Here is a 20,430-nt window from a genome sequence, read left to right as displayed (position 1 = left end):
AAAGAAATATTTAATAAACGGAGTGACTACTAAAAGTGATTTCTGGTAATTAGAATTGATCGTGGGGGAACTAAAGATGTTAAAGTTATTTCCGAAGGATACCCTAATTTTGAAAAGGGTGAGGATTTTGTTGCGAAATTATATTATTCGATTTATAAAAAATTTTTGTTGAGGTGACCTCAGATGAAAAAATTAGTATGTATGATTATAATGCTTGCATTGCTTACTGCTTGTGCTAAAAAAGGAACATATCCTTCTCAACTTATGTGGGACGATACCATCTATGGTGTATCGACTGAGATTGTAGAATCAAAAGATATTGGAGATGAAATAGGTGAAATAAGAAAAAAAGTAAGTCCTATGCCTCAAAAAAATGGTGAAGCAAATGACACAGAAGTAGGGAGTAAATTATATAAAATATGGGGTGTTGATCAAAAAAATTCTGTTGCTATAAAGAAAAATGATACATATGTAAAAGCAACAAAATATTAAGCTAATATCCCCTCTAAGTAGACAGTGTTAAGAGTTGACACTAAAGTTTACTTAGAGGGGATTTTAATTTAGCGACTATCTTGACTAGGCGATTACGACTGCATGCTTCCTTCTTTGCGGTACTGATTTGGCGCTATGCCTACTACTTTTTTAAAGGCTGTACTGAAATAATGCTGGGAGTCATAGCCCACTTTTTCAGAAATCTCAATTATCGTCATATCCGTTGTACTCAGGTAATGAATCGCATGTTTAATACGCGTATGCGTAAGCAAATTCACAAAAGGTATACCTACTTCTTGTTTAAATATTCTTCCCAAATACACAGGGGATACCTTCATTTCATTGGCGATCATTTCCAGTGTTATTTCCGGGTTGCTATATCTCTGTGCAATAAAATCCTTCGCCAAACGAACAAAAGGAGACAGATGGACTTCTTTATACAAGGAAGTTCTCGCTTGCTGGTACACGTTAGAAACACCCGTAACGCCTTCTATGTCTGTCAGGAATTGAGTGGCTATGGATATTTTCAAATACGTTTGCACAGCTGCATCAATTTTCACGAAATGATCTGCTGGCATCGGTTCCCATACGAGTACAACCAGCATCCCCAAATGGTCTCGAAATTTGACCAGCGTGTAGGGAGATAACAGCTCTTCAACGATATTTTCAATGGCAAACAAGTATAGCTGCCGGTCTCTTTCAGATAAAAGCTCCTTACCTCTTGAATTCCCAGACCATTGAATAACGCCTAGCGTGCTCGGCGCTCGATCGGGCATTTTGAGAAACGCAAGCTGCTCTCTGATCTCAACCTCACTAAGTCCCCCATCCATCCATTCCAGACAGAAGCGTTCTCTTAATAGCGAGAAGTTCCTTTCGATCTGTTTGGAAGCCATTTGCAAATGCTCTTCTTTCTCCAAGGAAGAAGCCATTTGCTTCGTTATTTTCGTTAAAACATCAGCAAGCTGCGCGGGATTCACCGGTTTGAGGATATAATCATCCACATCCAGGCGAATGGCTGCTTGTGCATAGGCAAACTCATCATGTCCGGTTATGATGATGATCTTGCAATCCGGCAGCTCCTCACGCATATGTTTGATCAATGACATTCCGTTCATTATGGGCATATTGAGATCAACAAGGAGGATATGAACATTATGCTGACGCGCAAGCTCTAGGGCCTCTTCACCGTCTTCAGCCTCTGCCACAACCTCCAGGCCAAGCTGCTGCCAATTTATTGAACTCAGTATGCCTTCACGAATGATCGATTCATCATCTGCAATCAATACTTTCCAGTGCGGACTTACGATCATACGGGCACCTCTCTTTTTAAAACAGGATGTGTAATCGTTACGGTTGTTCCCTCTCCCTTTATGCTTTCGATGGATACCCCATAAGCTTCTCCGAAGCTGATCACAATTCGTTCATGTACATTCGTTAATCCATACCCCTCACCCGATTGAGGGTTTGTTACTATAAATGACGAATCCTGCAAGCTTACAGGCGGCGTATCCTGCTTATACTCACTTGCTGACGGATTTGATTTAGAAGCAGCCGCTTCCAAGGTTCGTCTTAAACGTTCCAGCTTTTCCTCGGACATTCCAGCTCCGTTATCCCTAATCGTGATGACCACTTTTTCATTCTCATTCCAAGCGTGTATATCGATATTACCAGGTCCACGGCGCTCTTTAATCCCATGATAGATAGCATTCTCGACAATCGGTTGAAGAATCAATTTGAGCACATAAAGCTGATGGAGCGAGGGGTCAATGACAATGGAATAATTCAATTTTTCCTTATACCTTGTTTTTTGAATGATGAGGTAGCTCTTCACGTGTTCGAATTCTTCCATAAGCGTAATGACTTCATTTCCCTTGCTAAGGCCTATGCGAAAAAGCCTTGATAGGGAATCGACCACTTCTGTCACTTCATGCGCTCCGCTTTTACGAGCTAACCATAGAATCGTATCGAGTGTGTTGTATAAAAAATGCGGCTTAATTTGCGCTTGCAGACTTCGCAGTTCTGCTTCCCTCTTTTGCCGCTGTTCCTTCTCGACCAAACCGATCAGCTTCGTAATTTGCATCAGCATATGGTTGAAGCTTCGTCCCAGCATGCCGACTTCATCTGTTCTTTCATCCTTGAAACGGATAGACAGATTACCATCCTCAGCTCTCCTCATGAATGACGTGAGCTGCCAAATGGGGAACGAGATGGTATAGGATAAATAATAGGAAGCCGCAATCCCGAGCAAGCATACAACGAAAACAAACGTGATTAAATATAAGCGGATTTCTCGGACCTCTCGGACCGTCTCTTGCGTTGAAAATACACCCACCGTCGTCCAATTCGTAAAGGCGGATTTCCGATAAATGAACTGCATGTTGATGCTATCGATCGTTTTAGAAAAAGTACCCGCGGGATTCTCGTCAATCCAACTTCGCTGAAACTTGCTCACAAGAGGATGGTCCGGTGTATAGATACTTTCGCCTTTATCATCTATAACCATCAAGTAGCCCGATTTGCCTAAGCTTACGTCCTGTACGGTTTCTGCGATGACCCTAAGCTTTAAATCAATAAGGATGACGCCTTTGACCGCTTGGGTTTCGGGATCCAGAATCGCTCTAACCACGGAGACAATATCCTCATCCTTGTAGTCAACGTGAGTGGTGACATTTCTTCCGGAGGGATGACCCACGATACTGAATATCCCCTTTTGATCAACAGCTTCCTTATACCAACCTTCTTCGGTTAGGCTCCGAGTTGTTCGGGCATACATTTCGTTACTGATGTAATCCCCCTTCGCATTCACCACCAGGATACCCGCCACTTCTGAGTACAGGGTTGTAAATCCTTGAAGGAATATCCGCATATCGTAGGTTTCCGATGCCGGAATGGCTGGATCCCCGCTTAGAAACCGCCTGACTTGTGGGTTAAAGGAAGTGAAATAGGTAATATTCTGCAAATTCCCTGCATACGCTTCAAGCGATTTATTCACATTGCCGATTAATTGAGACGTATGCTCATTAACCTGTTTTTCGATAATGCGATCCGTCGCTAACGCGATTAGAATACCGAGACAAATAGCAGGCAAAATGCTAATTAGCAAGAAGTGCATGATTAACTTATAACGGATGGGCCAGTTATTTAGTGTAATCCATTTGAACATCTTCATGCGCTTCACCTCATCATTTGCCTCTAAGCTGTCATTTGGCATAATAAATATCGACATTTTCTTTCGTAACGATTGTAATTCCTGTATCCACATAGGTAGGAACAAGCGGTTCCTTGGCATTCTGCAGCGGTAAATGCGATTTCTGGGCTTCCTTTTGAAGATGGAGTAAGTGCATCAGCGACCAATACCCCATATTCCAGGTACCCTGCGCGAGTGTTGCGGAAATCGTCTCGTTCTTTACCATATCGAGTGTCCCTTTATCGGTATCAAATCCAATAATTTTCACTTGTGACAGCCGATTCAAGCTTTTCACTGCATTGCCAACACCCACACCGCCATTGGCCTCCGTAGCGAATATACCGTTCAAATCCGGATGATCCTTGAGAACTTTAGCCGCAATCCGTTCGGATGCCAATTGATCCCCTTTACCATCTTCTATCGCTACAATTTGTAGATTGGGGTAGCTGCTTCGGATCGTATCCTGAAATCCGGCCATGCGATCCTGATGATTCAGTTGATTAGGCAGCGTAATAATTGCAAGCTTACCATTAGTCCCGGTCAATTCAGCCATTTTGTGAGCCGCGCTTACGCCAGCATTATAATTATTCGTTCCCAGAAAAGAGTAGGCTTTACTCTTAGGTGCGCCAGAATCGAATAATACGACAGGTATGCCCGCTTCGACAGCTTTATTAATGGTAGCAACGAGTGCGTTCGGATTAATCGCCGAGACCGCAATTCCTGCCGGCTTCTTGGCAATTACTTGTTCCAAAACCGTTATCTCTTCGTACACATCGTACTGTGTAGCACCTCGATACTCAACGGAAACATTCAATATCTTCGCGGCATCCTCGAAGCCTTTCAGACAGCTTTTCCAATAATCAATGCCGGATTGGAAGTTGACCATCACATACTTTTCTTCGATTTGTCCTTGGAGACCGCGATTCATTTGCTTAAGCGATTGATCCGTAGAACCGTTGTATTGATAAAAATAAAGGAAAAGCAAAAAAGTTGCGATCAGTATCGCATACACCATCAACAGCTTTTTCATACTTGTTCCTCCTATAACTTTTGCACGAACGTAGATGGGCTCTATATGTCATTCGACTTTAATTGAAATTTACCGATTAATTCATCTAATTCTTCCGCCATCCCGCTTAAAACATTGGCTGAAGAAACGATTTCTTCCATGCTTGCGTATTGCTCTTCCATGTTTACGGACACTTCTTTCGTTCCCGAAGCCGTATGCTTGGCCACATCTTCTATTGAACGAAGAACTTCTAGAGCTGTTTGCGATTTCTGAGAAATGTCAGAGGATTGCAGGGATACCTGACTTATTTGCGCGCTAACCTCTTCGATTTCTTTTTTTATTCGTTCAAACGCCACATTCGCTTCATTGACAACTGAAATCCCTGTGCTCACTTCTTGTGAACCTGCCTCACAGGAATGTACGACTTCGCTCATTTCCTCTTGAATCGCATTCACCAATCTCGTCACTTCATCTGCAGCCTCTGTGGTTTGCTTAGACAAATGACGAACTTCTTGAGCAACAACCGCGAAGCCTTTGCCCGCTTCACCTGCTCTAGCCGCTTCAATCGAAGCGTTAAGTGCAAGCAAATTGGTTTGTCTGGAAATATTGGCAATAAGACCGTTCGCGGCAAGGACATGCATGACATGAATACCTAAGCGCCCAACGGAATCCGAAAGCACTTTCATTTTATAATAAATGGCGTTCATTTGGCTAATGGATAATTCGATAGAGGCCGTCCCCTTACTAACAGCAATCAATGCGTGAGACGACGTTTCATTCGTTAATCCCGTAATCGAGGCAATTTGCTGTACGGAATGATCCATTTGCGCAAGGAAAGAGACACCCGTCATCATCTGTTGTACCTGGGATTCGGAGCCTGCGGAAATCTCTTGCACAACCGTCGTAATTTGCTCCGACGCTTGGCTCAAATGCTCGGTGTTGCCGCTGAGTTCTTCTGCCGCTGCAGATACATGCTTCGCATGATCGTCAACCTGGCTAATGATTTTAAACAAATTGCCTTTCATTTGATTGAAAGCTTCCGCCAAGTCATGAAGCTCATCGCGGCTGCGGACTCTGATATCCGGGCCCGTTAAATCACAAGAAGCGATATCTCTCGCCGCTTTAACAATCGTCCTGAGAGGAACGATAATCATTCTGGACACCATCAATCCTATGGCTAACGCGATCACTAAAGCCGTGATGCTTACCCATATAAGTTTGTATATGGTTTGATCCATCATATTGCCATTTTCCACTTTCTTCAATTCCATGATGTTCTTTTGCTTTTTCTGAATCTTCTCAGCAAGCTTGGTTAAATTTTGAGTGAGGGGGACGGTCCTTTGAAAACTGGATTTCGTCTTCTCAAGATCATGCACCAATCCGGCAATCGTCTCGATGGACTCACCCATGACCTTATAATAAGTCTGATCTTCCGTATTCTCATCTATACCCTTGACGTCTTGCACCAAAGCTGAAAGCTTCTGATTGCTTTCAAGAATAGCTTGAACTTTCTCCGGTGAAGGTTCAATGACATAGCTGGACATAAGGCTATACTGCAATTGGGTTTGGTACTGGATATCAGACGCAGACTGAAGAATCACTCCATGATGATTTAACAAATTCACATAGGATTGATTAATCTTTTTCAGAAAATAGTACGATAATCCGCTCGTCACTGCGACCAATAAAGCGATAACCACAAAGGCTATCATCAGTTTTGAACGCAAGGAAAGAGAGAGCTTGAAGGGATTACTTCTTGGCCATGCCATACGTTTACTCATCATTTATCCCCCACTCCGTAGGTGTAAGCCGCAAATAAGACCTTCCCCTTCAGGAAAAGTCTTATTTGAACCTATATTGCCTGGATATCTTATTAAGCAGTTTTGGATTTATTGTAAATATCAAAACCTACCGCAAATAACAGCACCAATCCCTTAATCCCCTGCTGCCAGTCAATACCTAGACCGACTAAGGACATCCCATTGTTCATGACACCCATTACAAGTCCACCGATGATTGCACCAATAACCGTACCAATGCCGCCAGTCGCAGAAGCACCGCCAATAAAGCACGCCGCGATGGCATCCAGCTCAAAGTTAACACCTGCTTTAGGCGTAGCTGCATTTAATCTTGCCGCAAATACGAGACCGGATAGCGCTGCCATGACTCCCATATTTACGAACACCCAGAAGGTCACATGCTTCGTTTTGATTCCTGATAATTTAGCCGCTTTCTCACTTCCGCCAAGCGCATAAATATGGCGACCCATGACCGTTCTATTCATAACGAAGGAGTAAATAACAACGAGTACAAACAATAGAACCAGAATGTTGGGAATACCCTCATAGGTAGCCAATACATACGTAAATACGTTAATGATCAGGACCATGACGGCAATTTTGGCAATCAACCATCCCATCGGCATAACATCAAAATCATATTTGATTTGATTCTTTCTTTTTCGAAGTTCACTCCACACCAAAATAAGGGATAATACAACTCCGATGATCAGTGTAGTGTTATGCATTGTGCTTCCATTTAATACATCAGGTATAAAGCCAGAGCTGATTTTCTGAAAAGCCTTCGGAAACGGTGCGATAGACATCCCCTTCAAAACGATCATCGTCAACCCCCGGAAGAGGAGCATCCCCGCCAGCGTAACGATAAAAGATGGGATTCTCACATAGGCGACCCAAAAGCCCTGCCAAGCCCCTACCAATGCTCCAATGAGCAAAGAAATGATAACCGCTAAGACAAAAGGCATTTTCATATCGACCATCAGAACGGCTGACACAGCCCCTACAAAAGCGGCTACAGATCCTACAGATAGATCGATATTTCCGGTGATAATGACCAATAGCATGCCTATCGCCAGCACCAAAATGTAACTATTTTGCAAAATCAAATTCGTTACATTCAGCGATTTTAACAGAACCCCATCCGTCATAATTTGAAAAAATACCGTAATTAAGACTAGTGCAATAATCATGCCGTATTGACGGATGTTGCTTTTAAACATTTTAGTCAGTGTTTCCATGCATGTGTCCCCCTGCCCTCGTTATGCACTTCATGATTTCTTCCTGTGAAGCTTCCTCTTTACTTAATTCGCCAACCATTTTCCCCTCATTCATCACGTAAACACGGTCACACATACCCAGAATTTCGGGAAGCTCCGAGGAAATAAGCAGGATTCCTTTGCCCTCCATTGCTAACTGATTGATGATCGTATAAATCTCATATTTGGCCCCCACATCGATACCCCGTGTAGGTTCATCAAGAATGAGAATATCCGGCTCTGAGAAGATCCATTTGCTTAAAACGACCTTCTGTTGATTGCCGCCGCTTAAATTCCCTGTTTTCTGTAAAATGCTTGGCGTCTTAATATTCATCTTTTTGCGAAAGCTCTCCGCGTGGATAACTTCTTCATTCTCATTGACGACTTTATTTCTCGAAATCTTATCCAGTCTTGCCAGGGTTATGTTTCTTTTAATATCATCAATCAAAATTAATCCATAGTTCTTGCGGTCTTCCGTCACATAAGCAACACCATGATGAATGGCCTTATCAATCGTTGGCAGGTGAATTTCCTTGCCATCTTTATATAAATGACCGCTGATTTTCTTCCCATAGGACTTGCCGAAAATGCTCATAGCCAGTTCCGTTCTACCTGCTCCCATTAACCCGGCAATACCGACAATTTCACCTTTACGAATGTTCAAATTTACTTGATCGATGACTTTACGATTGTCTTGCAGGGGGTGATAGACATTCCAATCCTTTACTTCAAACAGCGTCTGGCCGATTCGCGGCTCCCTGATTGGATAACGATGTGTTAAATCCCGGCCTACCATGCCTTTAATAATGCGGTCTTCCGTAATTTGGTCTTTCCTCATATCCAACGTTTCTATGGTTTGACCATCCCTAAGAATGGTAATCGAATCCGCCACCTTAGAAATTTCATTTAATTTGTGGGAAATCAGAATCGAAGAGATTCCTTGTTTCTTAAATTCCAGCAATAAATTCAGCAGATTATCGCTATCCTCTTCGTTCAAGGCCGCTGTAGGTTCATCCAAGATCAGCAGCTTTACCTTTTTAGATAACGCCTTTGCGATTTCCACCAATTGCTGCTTGCCGACACCAATATTGATGGTCAGTGTCGTGGGCTGCTCACTTAATCCAACCTTTTGCAGCAGTTCCCTTGTCTTCACAATCGTATCGTTCCAATTGATGATCCCTCGTGAAGCTTGTTCATTCCCCAAAAAGATATTCTCTGCAATCGATAAATAGGGAATAAGCGCTAATTCTTGGTGAATAATGACGATCCCCAGATTTTCACTTTGTTTGATATCCTTAAACTCACAAACCTGACCCCTGAACAGAATGTCGCCATCATAAGATCCGTGTGGATATACGCCGCTTAAAACTTTCATAAGCGTGGACTTGCCTGCACCATTCTCGCCAAGCAGGGCGTGAATCTCACCTTCTTGAACGCGTAAATTCACATTACTGAGCGCTTTCACACCCGGAAATGTTTTCGTAATATTTCTCATTTCCAATATGGCATCCGACATGCGATCACCAAGCCTTCCATGTAATAAATGATCTAGCGATAGTCACGCTCGGCTATCACTAGATCATTTAGGCAGTTCCTAAGTTGACAATTATTTACCTAATTTATCTTTTGTGTAGTAGCCGCTGCCTACTAAGATTGATTCATAGTTGGATACATCTACGGATACTGGCTCAAGCAGGTAGGAAGGAACAACTTTAACGCCATTGTTATACGTTTTCGTATCGTTTACTTCGGGTTTTGTTCCTTTTAGAATACTGTCTGCAATGGCAACCGCTTTTTTAGCTAACTCACGAGTATCCTTAAATACTGTTTGTGTTTGTTCCCCAGAAATGATCGATTTAACGGAAGCGAGCTCTGCGTCTTGCCCAGTAATTACAGGAAGCGCCTTGCCTGCTGTTCCATAGCCAACACCTTTAAGGGAAGATAGGATTCCGATACTGATGCCATCATAAGGAGACAATACCGCATCCACTTTCTCAGAAGCATAGTTTTTACTTAACAGATTATCCATTCTGGATTGGGCAACTGAACCATCCCATCTTAATGTAGCCACTTGCTCGAACCCTGTTTGCTTGCTCTTCACCACTAATTTACCGGAATCCAGGTAAGGCTTCAGCACGGAAATAGCTCCATCAAAGAAGAAATGTGCATTGTTATCATCAGGTGATCCAGCGAAAAGCTCAATATTGAAAGGGCCTTTGCCATCTTTCAAACCTAGCTTTTTCTCGATATAGGAAGCTTGCAGTACGCCTACCTTGAAATTATCGAAAGTCGCATAGTAGCTCACAAACTCACTCTTTTTAATTAAACGGTCGTACGCGATAACCTCAATCTTGGCATCATGCGCTTTCTTAAGAACGTCAGTCAAAGATTCTCCGTCAATCGGTGCGATAACGAGGATATTAACACCTTTGGTAATCATATTTTCAATTTGAGCGACTTGGTTCTCAATTACGTCTTCCGCATATTGCAGGTCAGTTTTATAACCTAACTTTTCGAATTCCTTCACCATGTTAGCTCCGTCGCTCACCCATCTTTCGGATGATTTCGTCGGCATCGAGATCCCTACTTTACCTCCGGCTTTCGCATCCGTTTTGGCTGCTGTTGTCGGCGCCGCTGTGCTTGCCGCATCTTTTTGATCCGTCGTCGCGGTTTTAGTACCACAAGCGGAAATCACCAATAACAAAGATAATAACACTAAAGATAACACTTTTTTCATCTGAACTACCCCTCTCTTTGCCTCAAGTTCGTGTTTCATAGTCATAAGTATAGGGCTGATGGCAGTCAGCGTCTTTTCAAAAAAACAACTCGTTTTTATAAATATTAAACTTATTAAACCGCTTTCAAATATGTGTACACGAAACATAGAATAGGGGCTGTCCCGAAAAACGCCTTTCTACTCTTTAACCTTTACTCTTTACTCTTTACTCTTTACTCTTTACTCTTTACTCTCTACTCTCTACTCTCTACTCTCTACTCTCTACTCTCTACTCTCTACTCTCTACTCTCTACTCTCTACTCTCTACCCTCTACTCTATATCCTTTACCCTCTACTCTCTATCCTTTACCCCCTTTCCCCTGCCCTACTTTGCTAAGGTAACCGGAATTTGCTGAGTTGACGGAACGTGAATACGCTATTGGGACGAAAAACAGCCTAAAACATGAGGAAGAGGAACGACGATGCGTTATTTCTTGGTTTTTGCGTCCTGAGCGTTAATTTCGAACAAATAGCGAACCCACGTTCCTCAAATTCGATTTTTCGCGCAGATTTATCAAAATAACGAATCGTAGTTCCCTTTCGATTGCTTGGTCATCAATCTTTGAAGCGAATCAACGCGTTCCGCTAACTAGAGTTTGGGTGACTTTCCCATGCTATCGACAGAAAACAAAAAAATAAGAAGGCAAGAATAACCTTGCCTCCTCATTTTTTTGTTTTACGTTTAAGACCAATATCCAGCATGAGCAGCTACAGCTTCTACTTCTACCTCTGGGAAAGGACCGACCACTTGAATGGCCTTATTCCCCCTGGCAAATACCTCACGACATGGTAGATCGAGTGTCGGATTCTGTTCATCATCCCCCGTCAATATAGCTAGCTGTTTTTCCGATATGCCGTAAACTACACGCCCAACGTTCCCCCAATAAATCGATCCGGCACACATCGCGCATGGTTCTGTAGACGTATACAAGGTGCACTCCCATAACTCTTTCTTGCTATACCGTTTGGAAGCTGCCTCCATTAAAGTTGTCTCCGCATGACCAGTGCAGTTCGACTCCGTGATCTCGATATTTCCCTGTTCCAGCAAAATTTCTCCACTCGGTCCAACCAGCAAAGCACCAAACGGGGTATTCCCCGATTCTCTAGCTAGGACAGATAACTCCACACATCTTTTCAAAAATGGAATATGCTTATCACGGTCAGTTAACACGTACCATCACCCCTGCGCTCAATGTTAAAATCTTTGCTCTCGAATATAAGGTACTCCTAGTGCCTCTGGCGCACCCGAAGGTTTATTTCGATTACGCCAACCGAGGAACATCAGAACCAGAATGGTGACGATGTAGGGTATCATTTTCAGAAAATAAGAAGGGATATGACTGCCTATCAGCTGCACACGGAACCCCAGCGTATCGAGCACACCGAAGAAATAAGCGCATACCAAGGCACGAACAGGATTCCATCTCGCGAAAATAATAAGCGCCACCGCAATCCAACCGCGTCCAGAGGTCATGCCTTCATTCCACGTTGGCGTGTAAACGAGCAGCAAATCTGCTCCCCCAAGACCGATCAACATAGAGCCAATAATGATACAAACGTAACGAATCGCAATAACGGGAATGCCCATAACGTCAGCTGTTGCCGGGTTATCCCCCACCGCTCTGAGATGCAACCCCCATGATGTACGATGAATGAATAGATGCATGACAATAACCAGTACAAAGCTAAACCAAGTAAAAAGATCCAAGTGCGCAAAAACCTTCCCAACAAACGGTACATTCTCCAGCCATGGCAAATCGAACTTCGGTACCGCTCCGAGTAATGGGATGCCGCTAACACGTTTCCCCAGATAAGCGCTAAGACCTGCGCCGAATATCGTCATGGCCAGACCACTTACGACCTGATTGGCGTGCAGGGTCACACAAAGAAATCCATGAAGCAGACCCAGAATACCGCCTACCGCAAGTACACAGAGGAGGGTCAACGCCAAGCTCCCAGTTTGAATGAAGACAAGACAAGAAGTCACTGCCCCCATCAACATAAGTCCTTCCGCACCCAATTGTGTGATGCCAGATCTCTCGATAAGAATTCCACCCAATACAGCTAATAGCAGCGGCGTACCGGAAGAGATAGCGGAAACAATTAATTGTGTGACGATATCCATGACATTCCCTCCCTTTTCAGCATGATTCAATCTACGCTTTCCCTTAAACTCACCTATTACCGATTGCGGCGAATGCGGATTTTCCCAGCCATACCGCCCGCAATGAGGAAAAATAGGATAGCCCCTTGAATCATAGAAGAGGTCGATGAAGGAAGACCGATCGTCTGCACACTGTATCCTCCAACAATGAGCCCTCCGAAAAGCACCGATGATATCACCAGCCCTGCCGGATTCAGCTTCGCAAGCCAAGCCACAATAATCGCTGTGTACCCATATCCCGGCGAAATACCATACATAAGTCGGTGCGCCACACCGGAAACTTCGCTCATTCCCGCTAATCCAGCCATCCCGCCGCTAATGATCATAACGACGAGAACATGTCTGGAAATTCGAATTCCTGCGTTCCGCGCAGCTTCCGCATTCGCACCAATGAGTCGTAATTCATAACCCCAACGTGTATATCGGATCATAAAGGCATAGAGCAGCACAGCTATAATAGCAAAAACGACCCCAAAATGAAGTCGGGTAGCTCCAAAAGTAGGCAATGACTGCGCGGCGGTGAACATCGGGGTTCCTGGGAAGTTAAAGCCTTTCGGATCTTTCCATGGATCGAATACCGCATAATTTAAGGCAAGAAGAGCCACATAATTCAACATTAAGGATGTAATCAGTTCATTAACTTGAAAATAAGTCCTCGGAATCGCCGTCAGCAATCCCCAGACCCCGCCGGCTACGATGCTCGCCGCCACCATAGATGGAATCGAAATGTACATTGGCAGCTGCGGAAAATAAACCGTAACCGCGGTAGCTGCCATCGCTCCAGCCAGGAACTGCCCCTCGGCACCGATATTCCATACCGAAATCCGGTACGCGATCGACACGCCAAGACCGCAAAGCAGCAGCGGAATCGCCTTCACAAGAGTCTCCGTAATACCAAAGGAAGAACCAAAAGCACCTTTCAACATTTTGGCATACACCGTAATCGGATTCATGCCATTCAAACCTATAAAAATACCGCAGGCCACAAGCGCCAAAACAATGGATACAATCGTCACCCACCACGGACTGGCTGGCCCCGCAGGATCCATCTCAAAACGGTAAGGCAAACGAAAGCTAGCTTCTCGCTTAGGTACTTTATTTTCTATCGGAATGGTTCCCGCCGTTTGTTGTTCGCTCACCCTGCATCCTCCTCAGACCCCGCCATCAACATGCCGATATACGCACGGCTCGCTTCCTCTCGGGGAATATTGCCCACGATGCGCCCGTCGTACATGACCAGTATTCGGTCAGCTAGCTGCAGCACCTCATCCAAATCTTCCGATATGAGGAGTACAGAACTCCCCTTGCTGCGTAGTTCCTCTAACAATTGGTGCACACCCTCAGTGGCGCCCACATCAAGCCCCTGCGTTGGATGCACAGCTACCATCAGCTTTGGATCTTGATCAATTTCCCTGGCAAAAAGCAGCTTCTGCTGGTTGCCCCCCGACATATACTGAACAGGTGCATCAATCCCCGATGTCCTCACTTCGAAAAGCTCAACAAGCTTCTGCGACCAGCTTCGATTGCTACCTGTACGAAGTAAACCGAATCGCGATCGTTCCGGAGAACGATATGTCTTCAAGAGCAGGTTATCCACGGCGCCTAAACTGCCTGCTAGACCGCTCTTCATGCGGTTTTCCGGCACATGGGCAATCCCCAGCTCAATGGCCGCGCGCACCGATCCGTTACGCAATGCCTTGCCGTCAAACTCGACATCGCCTTGTTTCCATACGCGGAGCCCTGTTAGCACTTCCGCAAGCTCCTTTTGCCCGTTTCCCGATACCCCGGCAACACCTACAATCTCGCCTTCACACACTTGAAAATGAAGCCCATCCAGCACCTTACGTCCATGATCCGCATAAACATCCAAACCACCCACCACAAGCATTGGCTTTCCTTGCGGTTTCTCTCTAACAACCGTGCGGCTTTCTAGGCTCATCTTGCCGACCATCAACTGCGCTAGATCCCTCTCGCTCGTCTCTGACTTCGCCATCGTTGCAATCATCTCGCCTTTACGCATGACCGAAATGCGATCCGCAGCAAACATAACCTCCTTGAGTTTATGCGTCGTCATAATGACGGTCTTGCCTTCATTTTTCATGCGATTCAGTGTCTCAAACAACTGATCTACCTCACCTGGTGTCAACACCGAGGTAGGCTCATCCAAAATAATGAAATCCGCTCCCCGATATAGCGTCTTCACAATTTCAACACGCTGCTGTTCCCCGACCGACAGCTGCCATATAGGCCGGTCCACCGGAAACGGTAGACCAAAATGTTTGGAGATTGCCTCGATCTCCTCGGACTTTTTAGCGAGCCATCGTGGACCGCGCCAGAACGAAGAAGACTCCCCAAGCACAATATTCTCCGCGGCAGTTAACGTTTGAACAAGCCGAAAATTCTGAAAGACCATGCCAACCCCTAGATTCATCGCATCCTTCGGCGAACGAATTCGCACCTTCTCTCCGTGGATGAGAATCTCTCCGCTTGTTGGGCGATATACACCTGAGAGCATGCACATCATTGTGCTTTTACCGGCGCCGTTCTCACCTAACAACGCATGAATTTCTCCAGCCTTCGCCCGGAAATCAACATGATGATTAGCCACAACAGAACCGAACTGCTTTACGATCTGGTTCATCTCAACTGAATAACCCTCCGTTTTAAGCAATGAGCCCCCTCCTTCTGGTCCTCTACACACCCCTATATATTCAAAACAGCATCTCCCATTTTGGGATCTGCTGTTGCTGGAAACAATAACTTGGATATCGTTTAGGCCTTATCTTACGTGAACCTAGTCTATATCTATCTTCCCCCACTATACTGTCCAGGTGAATTATACGTCAATTAACATCACATCATATTAGGGTAGCTAACGAAAAATGACGATTCATTTGTGCCTAATACCAAAGTCTCAAAACTCGTCCTCTCAGAATGTTACATTAAGTTACGCAGACAGCAAAATGGAAGCACTCCTCCATGGAGAATGCTCCCATTAACATCCTAGTCTTTTCATCAAGAAAGAAATATACCGCCATAAACGAAACCAGCCACAATCACAAACGCAGGGTGAATCTTCCTCTTTTGAATGAGATAGAAAGCTACAGCCGCAATACCAATAAACTGCAAATATCCTATCGTTTTCGTTGATTCCACCATGCTGCTCCAAGTGACCAACACCATCATGATCGCAATAACTGGTTGAACAAGCAGCGTCATACCTTTGATAACCGTAGATTGCTTATACTTCTGCAGGATATTCAACAAAATAACGAGTGCAATAATGGAAGGAACAACCGTTGCAGCCACGGCAATTAGAACACCGACCCAGCCACCGATTTGAAATCCGACATATGCGGCAATCTTCGTGGCGATCGGACCCGGCAGCGCATTCCCAAGCGCTAACATGTTCGAGAATCCACTGCTGGTCATCCAAGCATGATTCGGAACAATCTCTTGATACATGAGCGGGATCGACGAGGGTCCGCCTCCGTATCCGAATACATTGGCTAAAAAGAAGCTAACAAGTAAATGCAACCACTCACTCATACACCCTCACCTTTGCCAAGCTGTTTCTTGTTCTTGCTCCACTTGTCCTTTAACTTATGATGAAAAGCACCATATAGTAAAAACATAAAAATAACAATAGCCGGATGCACAGAGAAAGTCTGTAGCAGCAAGAAAGAAATAACAAAAAATGTGAGGCCTGCCGCCCAACCCAAACCTTTAACCGCCTTCTCTCCGAACTCATACGCCATCACGCCTAGCATAACCGCCACAATAGGCACAACCGCTGCTATCATGCCTTTAATCACTTGAGAAGTACTAAAGAAATTTATGAACGAATACAACCCCACCATGGCTACACAGGTAGGAACGATGTGAGCCAAAACACCAATCGCCGCTCCCCATCCCCCTTTGAGCCGATATCCCAAATAGCCCGCGAGCTTCGTTGCTATCGGTCCTGGAAGCGTATTAGCTATCGCCAGCACCTCCATGAATTCCTCATCCTTCATCCACTGAAATCGCGTCACCGCCTCGTACCGTATCAACGGCACAATCGACGGCCCACCGCCATATCCCAATATCCCCGTCCGGAACATCGCCATACCTATCTGAACATAGGCATTTCCCACTATGTATCACTCCTGTCTCTGTAGCGCCCATTAAAGTATACTAAGTTTTATTGTAATATAAGTTGAAAGGATTCATTCGATTCTTTTCTCATCTTTGTAAAAATGACAAAGATTCTTCAGATTCTTGGGACTTGGCTTGAAAGTGGATAAATGGCCTTGTATAGGCGGATTGTGCTTATTATGGGTATGCGTTGAGCAGAATAAGAGCTTCTAGGAGTCTGCTATTATTGAAATTTGTGGTACTTTTCGTGGAAATAGGAGTCTTTGGAGACTCTTATTTGTGAGATTGGGCCTGGATTTGGGTTGCTTTGAGCAGAATAAGAGCTTCTAGAGACTGCTATATTTGAATTTCTGATGCTTTTCGTGGAAATAGGAGTCTTTGGAGACTCTTATTTGTGGGGTGGGGCTTGGATTTGGGTTGCTTTGAGCTGAATAAGAGCTTCTAGAGACTGCTATTTTTGAATTTGTGGTGCTTTTCGTGGAAATAGGAGTCTTTGGAGACTCTTACTCCTAGGACAAGCTTTTTGACCGATCGGAACACCTGTAAACAAAAAAAACCTTACGAGGATTTCTCCTTGTAAGGTTTTTAATGTGCTTGGCAACGTTCTACTCTCCCAGAACCCTGCGGTTCAAGTACCATCGACGCTGGAGGGCTTAACGGTCGTGTTCGAKATGGGAACGCGTGGGTCCCCTCCGCCATCATCACCAAACAGTCAAAGCGTGSTTTGCGCCTTGAAAACTAGATACGAAACTTAGCGTAAAGTTGAATCACTTAGGATTTCTTGGCCCTTAGGGGTTAAATCCTTTGGGCCCCGTTAAAGTACTTGAGTCCACTTCGGAGCTCTTCATCACTTTAATGGGATTAGGTTAAAGGTTAAGCCCTCGACCGATTAGTATTCGTCAGCTGCATGCATTGCTGCACTTCCACCTCGAACCTATCAACCTCGTCGTCTACAAGGGGTCTTACATACTGGGAAATCTCATCTTGAGGGGGGCTTCGCGCTTAGATGCTTTCAGCGCTTATCCCCTCCGTACATAGCTACCCAGCGATGCCTCTGGCGAGACAACTGGTACACCAGCGGTACGTCCATCCCGGTCCTCTCGTACTAAGGACAGCTCCTCTCAAATTTCCTACGCCCGCGACAGATAGGGACCGAACTGTCTCACGACGTTCTGAACCCAGCTCGCGTACCGCTTTAATGGGCGAACAGCCCAACCCTTGGGACCTACTTCAGCCCCAGGATGCGATGAGCCGACATCGAGGTGCCAAACCTCCCCGTCGATGTGGACTCTTGGGGGAGATAAGCCTGTTATCCCCAGGGTAGCTTTTATCCGTTGAGCGATGGCCCTTCCATTCGGTACCACCGGATCACTAAGTCCGACTTTCGTCCCTGCTCGACTTGTAGGTCTCGCAGTCAAGCTCCCTTATGCCTTTGCACTCTGCGAATGATTTCCAACCATTCTGAGGGAACCTTTAAACGCCTCCGTTACATTTTAGGAGGCGACCGCCCCAGTCAAACTGCCCACCTGACACTGTCCCCATACCGGATTACGGTACCAGGTTAGAACTCCGATACGATCAGGGTGGTATCCCAACGGCGCCTCCACCCAAGCTGGCGCTCAGGCTTCAAAGGCTCCCACCTATCCTGTACAGATCGTACCAAAGTCCAATATCAAGCTGCAGTAAAGCTCCATGGGGTCTTTCCGTCTTGTCGCGGGTAACCTGCATCTTCACAGGTATTAAAATTTCACCGGATCTCTCGTTGAGACAGCGCCCAAGTCGTTACGCCATTCGTGCGGGTCAGAATTTACCTGACAAGGAATTTCGCTACCTTAGGACCGTTATAGTTACGGCCGCCGTTTACTGGGGCTTCAATTCATAGCTTCGGGKTTRMCCCCTAACCACTCCTCTTAACCTTCCAGCACCGGGCAGGCGTCAGCCCGTATACTTCGCCTTGCGGCTTCGCACAGACCTGTGTTTTTGCTAAACAGTCGCTTGGGCCTTTTCACTGCGGCCCCCTCGGGCTATTCACCCTACCGAGGCACCCCTTCTCCCGAAGTTACGGGGTCATTTTGCCGAGTTCCTTAACGAGAGTTCTTCCGCGCGCCTTAGAATTCTCTTCTCACCCACCTGTGTCGGTTTGCGGTACGGGCACCTTCGCCTGGCTAGAAGCTTTTCTTGGCAGTGTGAACTCATGACCTTCGGTACTTAAAGTTTCCCTCCCCATCACAGCCCAGCCTTACGATGTGCGGATTTGCCTACACATCAGCCTCACTGCTTGGACGAGCATCCATCAGCTCGCGTCACTATCCTTCTGCGTCACTCCATCGCTCATAACGGCTACGGTGGTACAGGAATTTCCACCTGTTGTCCATCGACTACGCCTTTCGGCCTCGCCTTAGGTCCCGACTTACCCTGAGCGGACGAGCCTTCCTCAGGAACCCTTAGGTTTTCGGCGGATCAGATTCTCACTGATCTTTTCGTTACTTATACCGGCATTCTCACTTGTATGCGCTCCACCTGTCCTTACGGTCAGAATTCAACGTACATACAACGCTCCCCTACCCATGCACTWACGTGCAAGCCATAGCTTCGGTGGCGTGTTTAGCCCCGTTACATTTTCGGCGCAGAGTCACTCGACCAGTGAGCTATTACGCACTCTTTCAATGGTGGCTGCTTCTAAGCCAACATCCTGGTTGTCTGTGCAACTCCACATCCTTTCCCACTTAACACACACTTGGGGACCTTAGCTGATGGTCTGGGCTGTTTCCCTTTTGACAATGGATCTTAGCACTCACTGTCTGACTCCCGGATTTAAGTTTGTGGCATTCAGAGTTTGACTGGACTTGGTAACCCTTGGCGGGCCCCGCACCCAATCAGTGCTTTACCTCCACAACTCAACATCCGAGGCTAGCCCTAAAGCTATTTCGGGGAGAACCAGCTATCTCCGAGTTCGATTGGAATTTCTCCGCTACCCCCACCTCATCCCCGCATTTTTCAACATGCGTGGGTTCGGGCCTCCAGTGAGTGTTACCTCACCTTCACCCTGGACAGGGGTAGATCACACGGTTTCGGGTCTACGTCCACGTACTAAAGCGCCCTATTCAGACTCGCTTTCGCTGCGGCTCCGYCTTTTCARCTTAACCTCGCACGGGAACGTAACTCGCCGGTTCATTCTACAAAAGGCACGCCATCACCCATATAGAGGGCTCTGACTTCTTGTAAGCACACGGTTTCAGGTTCTTTTTCACTCCGCTTCCGCGGTGCTTTTCACCTTTCCCTCACGGTACTGCTTCACTATCGGTCACTAGGGAGTATTTAGCCTTGGCAGATGGTCCTGCCSGATTCCGACGGGGTTTCACGTGACCCGCCGTACTCAGGATACCTCTAGGGGTTTCGTTCGATTTWRGCTACRGGGCTTTTACCYTCTATGCCGGACCTTTCCAGATCRCTTCGCCTACCGAACTAACCCCAYAWCGAGGTCCTACAACCCCAAGGAGCAAGCTCCTTGGTTTGGGCTATTCCGCTTTCGCTCGCCGCTACTGACGGAATCACTTTTGTTTTCTTTTCCTCCAGGTACTTAGATGTTTCAGTTCCCTGGGTATGCCTC

14 protein-coding genes and 2 rRNA genes are annotated in these 20,430 nt (G+C 45.7%); 1 reads left to right on the top strand and 15 read right to left on the bottom strand.

Annotation, left to right across the window (positions count from 1 at the left end):
• The first annotated feature begins 183 nt into the window (after positions 1-183).
• Entirely contained in the window at positions 184-492 is a 309-nt protein-coding gene (locus ASG93_RS08025) for a hypothetical protein (protein ID WP_056830657.1), read from the top strand.
• A gap of 92 nt (positions 493-584) precedes the next feature.
• Here ASG93_RS08025 and ASG93_RS08020 read toward each other — a convergent pair whose 3' ends face one another.
• The 15 genes from ASG93_RS08020 to ASG93_RS07950 form a co-directional block, all read right to left on the bottom strand.
• Positions 585-1,802: a response regulator transcription factor gene (locus tag ASG93_RS08020; protein ID WP_056830655.1), complete on the bottom strand. Its 1,218-nt coding sequence runs from the start codon at positions 1,800-1,802 to the stop codon at positions 585-587.
• Positions 1,799-3,661, bottom strand: coding sequence for a sensor histidine kinase (locus ASG93_RS08015; RefSeq protein WP_056830653.1), 1,863 nt, complete (start codon positions 3,659-3,661; stop codon positions 1,799-1,801). Before ASG93_RS08015 ends, ASG93_RS08020 begins: the two co-directional genes overlap by 4 nt.
• Positions 3,662-3,692: 31 nt before the next feature.
• On the bottom strand, positions 3,693-4,709 hold the full coding sequence (locus tag ASG93_RS08010; protein WP_056830650.1) for a substrate-binding domain-containing protein: 1,017 nt from the start codon (positions 4,707-4,709) through the stop codon (positions 3,693-3,695).
• A gap of 41 nt (positions 4,710-4,750) precedes the next feature.
• Positions 4,751-6,472: a methyl-accepting chemotaxis protein gene (locus tag ASG93_RS08005; protein ID WP_082614783.1), complete on the bottom strand. Its 1,722-nt coding sequence runs from the start codon at positions 6,470-6,472 to the stop codon at positions 4,751-4,753.
• An 89-nt stretch (positions 6,473-6,561) separates the two neighbouring features.
• The gene (mmsB, locus tag ASG93_RS08000) at positions 6,562-7,725 is read right to left on the bottom strand and encodes a multiple monosaccharide ABC transporter permease (protein WP_056830647.1); all 1,164 of its coding nucleotides are present in this window, start codon (positions 7,723-7,725) and stop codon (positions 6,562-6,564) included.
• Positions 7,709-9,259 (bottom strand): multiple monosaccharide ABC transporter ATP-binding protein, encoded by a 1,551-nt coding sequence (mmsA, locus tag ASG93_RS07995; protein WP_056830645.1) that lies wholly within the window; start codon positions 9,257-9,259, stop codon positions 7,709-7,711. Before mmsA ends, mmsB begins: the two co-directional genes overlap by 17 nt.
• A gap of 90 nt (positions 9,260-9,349) precedes the next feature.
• Positions 9,350-10,480, bottom strand: a complete 1,131-nt coding sequence (chvE, locus tag ASG93_RS07990) for a multiple monosaccharide ABC transporter substrate-binding protein (RefSeq protein ID WP_056830643.1) — start codon at positions 10,478-10,480, stop codon at positions 9,350-9,352.
• Positions 10,481-11,201: 721 nt separating this feature from the next.
• Positions 11,202-11,690 carry a nucleoside deaminase gene (locus ASG93_RS07985; RefSeq protein WP_056830641.1) on the bottom strand — a complete coding sequence of 163 codons (489 nt, stop codon included), beginning with the start codon at positions 11,688-11,690 and terminating at the stop codon, positions 11,202-11,204.
• Positions 11,691-11,714: 24 nt separating this feature from the next.
• A complete protein-coding gene (locus ASG93_RS07980) occupies positions 11,715-12,644 on the bottom strand; it encodes an ABC transporter permease (RefSeq protein WP_056830639.1) in 930 nt (309 codons plus the stop codon).
• A 56-nt stretch (positions 12,645-12,700) separates the two neighbouring features.
• Positions 12,701-13,732 (bottom strand): ABC transporter permease, encoded by a 1,032-nt coding sequence (locus ASG93_RS07975; protein WP_414858850.1) that lies wholly within the window; start codon positions 13,730-13,732, stop codon positions 12,701-12,703.
• Positions 13,733-13,818: 86 nt separating this feature from the next.
• A complete protein-coding gene (locus ASG93_RS07970) occupies positions 13,819-15,324 on the bottom strand; it encodes an ABC transporter ATP-binding protein (RefSeq protein WP_056830872.1) in 1,506 nt (501 codons plus the stop codon).
• A 374-nt stretch (positions 15,325-15,698) separates the two neighbouring features.
• A complete protein-coding gene (locus ASG93_RS07965) occupies positions 15,699-16,232 on the bottom strand; it encodes a chromate transporter (protein ID WP_056830635.1) in 534 nt (177 codons plus the stop codon).
• Positions 16,229-16,819 carry a chromate transporter gene (locus ASG93_RS07960; protein ID WP_047685772.1) on the bottom strand — a complete coding sequence of 197 codons (591 nt, stop codon included), beginning with the start codon at positions 16,817-16,819 and terminating at the stop codon, positions 16,229-16,231. Before ASG93_RS07960 ends, ASG93_RS07965 begins: the two co-directional genes overlap by 4 nt.
• Before the next feature lie 593 nt (positions 16,820-17,412).
• Positions 17,413-17,529 (bottom strand): 5S ribosomal RNA (gene rrf, locus ASG93_RS07955).
• 160 nt (positions 17,530-17,689) lie between these two features.
• Positions 17,690-20,430: ribosomal RNA gene (locus ASG93_RS07950) — 23S ribosomal RNA — on the bottom strand; the annotation flags it as partial.

It is taken from the genome of Paenibacillus sp. Soil787, assembly GCF_001429545.1.
GTDB lineage: Bacteria > Bacillota > Bacilli > Paenibacillales > NBRC-103111 > Paenibacillus_E.
This window is presented reverse-complemented; position numbering and strand designations above follow the sequence as displayed.

Bases quoted from the DNA above. Each gene is read 5' to 3' on its own strand.
- mmsB (WP_056830647.1), bottom strand. From the start codon at position 7,725: ATGGAAACACTGACTAAAATGTTTAAAAGCAACATCCGTCAATACGGC.
- ASG93_RS08010 (WP_056830650.1), bottom strand. From the start codon at position 4,709: ATGAAAAAGCTGTTGATGGTGTATGCGATACTGATCGCAACTTTTTTG.
- ASG93_RS08025 (WP_056830657.1), top strand. From the start codon at position 184: ATGAAAAAATTAGTATGTATGATTATAATGCTTGCATTGCTTACTGCT.
- ASG93_RS08005 (WP_082614783.1), bottom strand. From the start codon at position 6,472: ATGATGAGTAAACGTATGGCATGGCCAAGAAGTAATCCCTTCAAGCTC.
- ASG93_RS07965 (WP_056830635.1), bottom strand. From the start codon at position 16,232: ATGAGTGAGTGGTTGCATTTACTTGTTAGCTTCTTTTTAGCCAATGTA.
- mmsA (WP_056830645.1), bottom strand. From the start codon at position 9,259: ATGTCGGATGCCATATTGGAAATGAGAAATATTACGAAAACATTTCCG.
- ASG93_RS07980 (WP_056830639.1), bottom strand. From the start codon at position 12,644: ATGGATATCGTCACACAATTAATTGTTTCCGCTATCTCTTCCGGTACG.
- ASG93_RS07970 (WP_056830872.1), bottom strand. From the start codon at position 15,324: ATGAACCAGATCGTAAAGCAGTTCGGTTCTGTTGTGGCTAATCATCAT.
- ASG93_RS08020 (WP_056830655.1), bottom strand. From the start codon at position 1,802: ATGATCGTAAGTCCGCACTGGAAAGTATTGATTGCAGATGATGAATCG.
- ASG93_RS07975 (WP_414858850.1), bottom strand. From the start codon at position 13,732: ATGGATCCTGCGGGGCCAGCCAGTCCGTGGTGGGTGACGATTGTATCC.
- ASG93_RS08015 (WP_056830653.1), bottom strand. From the start codon at position 3,661: ATGAAGATGTTCAAATGGATTACACTAAATAACTGGCCCATCCGTTAT.
- chvE (WP_056830643.1), bottom strand. From the start codon at position 10,480: ATGAAAAAAGTGTTATCTTTAGTGTTATTATCTTTGTTATTGGTGATT.